General features: G+C 47.7%; 1 tRNA gene and 1 rRNA gene. Both read right to left on the bottom strand.

Annotated elements, in window-relative coordinates:
- Window positions 1-2: 2 nt before the first annotated feature.
- A tRNA-Ile gene (locus ACFSR3_RS08950) sits at window positions 3-76 on the bottom strand.
- A 177-nt stretch (window positions 77-253) separates the two neighbouring features.
- Window positions 254-606, bottom strand: a 16S ribosomal RNA gene (locus tag ACFSR3_RS08945); the annotation flags it as partial.

The following is a 606-nucleotide window of genomic DNA, read 5'->3' as shown; positions in this document are numbered from 1 at the left end:
TGTAGTCCCGGGCAGACTCGAACTGCCGACCCCTACATTATCAGTGTAGTACTCTAACCAGCTGAGCTACGAGACTATTTTTTGTTTCGATTATTGGATTTTAGATTTTTCGATTATTGGATAATTCCAAATATCTAACTTTCTAATAATCCAGAAATCTATTCAGCTCTCTTTACTTTAAATTTTTGAACTAACAGCGAGAGTAAGTATACCTTACTTCTCATTTACATTAACCTAACGATCGTGTCTCTAGAAAGGAGGTGTTCCAGCCGCACCTTCCGGTACGGCTACCTTGTTACGACTTAGCCCCAGTTACCAGTTTTACCCTAGGCAGCTCCTTGCGGTCACCGACTTCAGGTACCCCCAGCTTCCATGGCTTGACGGGCGGTGTGTACAAGGCCCGGGAACGTATTCACCGGATCATGGCTGATATCCGATTACTAGCGATTCCAGCTTCATGGAGTCGGGTTGCAGACTCCAATCCGAACTGTGACCGGTTTTATAGATTCGCTCCCCCTCGCGAGGTGGCTGCTCTCTGTACCGGCCATTGTAGCACGTGTGTAGCCCAGGACGTAAGGGCCGTGATGATTTGACGTCATCCCCACC

This window comes from Flavobacterium suzhouense, from assembly GCF_042684765.1.
Lineage (GTDB): Bacteria > Bacteroidota > Bacteroidia > Flavobacteriales > Flavobacteriaceae > Flavobacterium > Flavobacterium suzhouense.
The sequence above is the reverse complement of the archived record's forward strand: the minus strand, read 5'-3'. Positions and strand labels throughout refer to the sequence as shown.